The organism is Streptomyces sp. NPDC005195, assembly GCF_040608315.1.
GTDB lineage: Bacteria > Actinomycetota > Actinomycetes > Streptomycetales > Streptomycetaceae > Streptomyces > Streptomyces kaempferi.
The window spans coordinates 1-3,016 of the sequence record NZ_JBEXHZ010000210.1 but is presented as its reverse complement, the minus strand read 5'-3'; the positions used below and the strand labels follow the sequence as shown (position 1 = coordinate 3,016).

The 3,016-nt window shown below is 70.1% G+C and carries 3 protein-coding genes; 2 read left to right on the top strand and 1 reads right to left on the bottom strand.

Features of this window, described 5'->3' with window-relative positions; genetic code table 11:
- The coding region (locus ABZV34_RS38055) for an alpha-L-rhamnosidase C-terminal domain-containing protein (RefSeq protein ID WP_356287450.1) at positions 1-1,284 on the top strand (1,284 nt) is incomplete at its 5' end.
- 331 nt (positions 1,285-1,615) lie between these two features.
- Positions 1,616-2,053, top strand: a complete 438-nt coding sequence (locus tag ABZV34_RS38050) for a hypothetical protein (protein WP_356287453.1) — start codon at positions 1,616-1,618, stop codon at positions 2,051-2,053.
- 170 nt (positions 2,054-2,223) lie between these two features.
- Here the strand turns inward: ABZV34_RS38050 and ABZV34_RS38045 are convergent, their stop codons facing one another.
- Positions 2,224-2,661, bottom strand: coding sequence for a CAP domain-containing protein (locus ABZV34_RS38045; RefSeq protein WP_356287447.1), 438 nt, complete (start codon positions 2,659-2,661; stop codon positions 2,224-2,226).
- Between the last annotated feature and the right edge of the window lie 355 nt (positions 2,662-3,016).

Here is a 3,016-nt window from a genome sequence, read left to right as displayed (position 1 = left end):
ACGAACGTCCCGATGCTCAACCAGCTGCACAGCAACATCACCTGGGGTCAGCGCGGCAACTTCCTCTCCGTCCCGACGGACACACCCGCGCGCGACGAGCGGCTGGGCTGGACCGGTGACATCAACGTCTTCGCGCCCACCGCGGCTTACACGATGGAGTCGGCCCGCTTCCTCGGCAAGTGGCTCGTCGACCTGCGCGACGGGCAGACGGCGGACGGCGCGTTCACCGACGTGGCGCCCATGGTCGGCACGGTCGGCAACGGCGTCGCGGGCTGGGGCGACGCGGGCGTCACCGTTCCCTGGTCCCTGTACCAGGCGTACGGGGACCGCCAGGTGCTGGAGGATGCCTGGCCGTCCGTCCAGTCCTGGCTGAAGTACCTGGAGAAGAACAGTGACCACCTCTTGCGGCCGGCCAGTGGGTACGGCGACTGGCTGAACGTCGACGACGAGACGCCGAAGGACGTCATCGCCACCGCGTACTTCGCGCACAGTGCCGACCTCGCGTCCCGCATCGCCCGGGAGATCGACGAGGACGCCGCCCCCTGGCTCGATCTCTTCGGCCGGACGAGCGAGGCGTTCCGGAAGGCCTATGTCACCGTCGACGGCAGGGTGAAGGGTGACACGCAGACCGCGTATGTCCTCGCCCTGTCGATGAACCTGCTGCCGGACACGCTGAGAAAGGCCGCGGCCGACCGTCTCGTCGCCCTGATCGAGGCCAAGGACTGGCATCTGTCGACGGGCTTCCTCGGTACGCCCCGGCTGCTTCCCGTCCTCACCGACGCGGGGCACACCGACGTCGCCTACCGGTTGCTGCGGCAGCGCTCCTTCCCCAGTTGGGGCTACCAGATCGACAAGGGTTCCACCACGATGTGGGAACGCTGGGACTCGATCAAGCCCGACGGGACCTTCCAGACGCCGGACATGAACTCCTTCAACCACTACGCCTACGGCTCGGTCGGCGAGTGGATGTACACGAACATCGCGGGTATCGCGGCGGGCCGGCCCGGGTACCGCGAGATCGTCGTGCGGCCCCGCCCCGGCGGCGACGTCACCTCCGCCCGCGCCACGTTCACCTCGGTCTACGGCCCGATCTCCACACAGTGGCGCACGCGGTCCGGCCGCTTCGCCCTGACCTGCAGCGTGCCTCCCAACACGACCGCGGAGGTGTGGATCCCCGCTGTCGACCGGCGGGCGGTCACCCACGACCACGGCACCTTCCTGCGTGAGGAGGACGGCTGCGCGGTGTACCGGGTCGGCTCCGGCACCCACCGCTTCAGCGCGTAACGCGCGGTGCCCGGCCGCGCCCTCGGGCCAAGCCGGGCTCCGGTCCTCGTTCCCGGTTCGCGCGTCCGCCGAGTGATCGCGACCGCGGAGTGAGGAGGTACGGGGAAGGCCCCGGGCCGTCAAGATCCGGGGCCCTCCCCCTGCTCGGCTGCCTTCCGCGCCCTTCTGGACGGTGCCCCGGCCAACACGCCGAACCGGCTCCCCGGGGGAACGCACGGAGGTCGAGTAGCCGTCCATCGCGCACACAAATAGCCTGGTACGGGGCGATCCGACCGGTCAGTGCGCCGGGCGCGCCACCTGGGGGATGCCTTCTCGTGAGGAGTCCAACGTGATGTCCACGCTCCGCTCTCACACCGCCCGCGCGCTCGCCGCGGGTGCCCTGTCCGCCGCCCTGCTGTCGGCCGGCACCGCCGGCGCCTTCGCGGCCGCCGGGCAGACCACCGTCTCGAACCCCCGTCTCGCCGGGGCCGACACCACGGAGGCCGCACCGTCCGGCAAGGGCTCGATCACCATCAAGGCCGACAAGACACAGGTGAAGGCGGGAGAGTCGGTCACGTTCACCGGACGCTCCAAGGGCCTGAAGATCCACACCAAGGTGACGCTCCAGCACAAGAAGGACGGCAAGTGGAACTCGCTGAAGGCGAGCACCACGCTCAAGAACGGCAGCGGTTACACCCTGAAAGCCAAACTCAACTCCAAGGGCAAGGAACAACTGCGCGTCATGGCGGACAAGACCGTCTCACCAACCGTCACCGTCACGGTGAAGTAGACCGGCCCGGTCGCACCGTTCGCGCCGCCGACCTGTGATCCGAGGCGCCGATCTCCGAAGGGCTCGGGACTCGGGCCGATGGGACGGACAGGGCGTCGCACTCCGAGCCGACTCGGCCGTCGAACCACTCACCCCGGCTCGACCGCGTCGGCGCCGATCGCGCCAGTGGGTCACAAGGTGCCGCGAGGTGCCGGCCGGCGGGCCGTGCCGAAGTCCTGGGTCCAGTAACGGGTCCAGTAACCGCCGGGCTGTGCGAGGCCGACGCCGATCTCCCTGAACTCACACGTCAGGATGTTGTGTCTGTGGCCGGGGCTGGACATCCAGGCCGCCATGACCGCGGCGGAAGTGGGGTATCCGTACGCGACGTTCTCGCCGTACGCACTCCAGTCGTAGCCGGCGCGCGCGATCCGCCGGCCCGGACCCGAACCGTCGGATCCCCAGTGCGACATGTTCCGGTGGCGCGCCATGTCCGCGCTGTGGTGACGAGCGGCCTGCGCGAGCTTCGCGTTCAGGGTCACCGGGGAGCAACCGGCCCTGCGGCGGGCTCTGTTGACCAGGGTCACGACATGGGCCACGGAGGCGGAGGGCGCCGTGTCAGGGGCGCTCACGGGTACGGCACCGCCTGGCCCCCGTCCCTCCGCGTATGCCGTGGCGGCGGGCGGTATCACCAACGCGCCCAGCGCGATCGCGGCGACGGCCGCCATCCCATGGCGCGTCTTCCTGCCGTGCTTCCTCAATCGAACCTCGCTGAGTGGTCGCGGAACTCGCCGGAGGGGCCGGCTCCCCACGGACACGCCGATTCCGAGCCGCGCGGCCACCTCGTGGGGACGTGATGGTCGGAACCTGTGTGAGTGAGGGCAACGAACACCACTCCTACCCGCCCTCGTGGCGCACGACGACGCCTGCATCAGGTGCGCGGGGGCGCGGGCCCGGCTCGCGGGAGCGTGACGCCGGTGATCACCC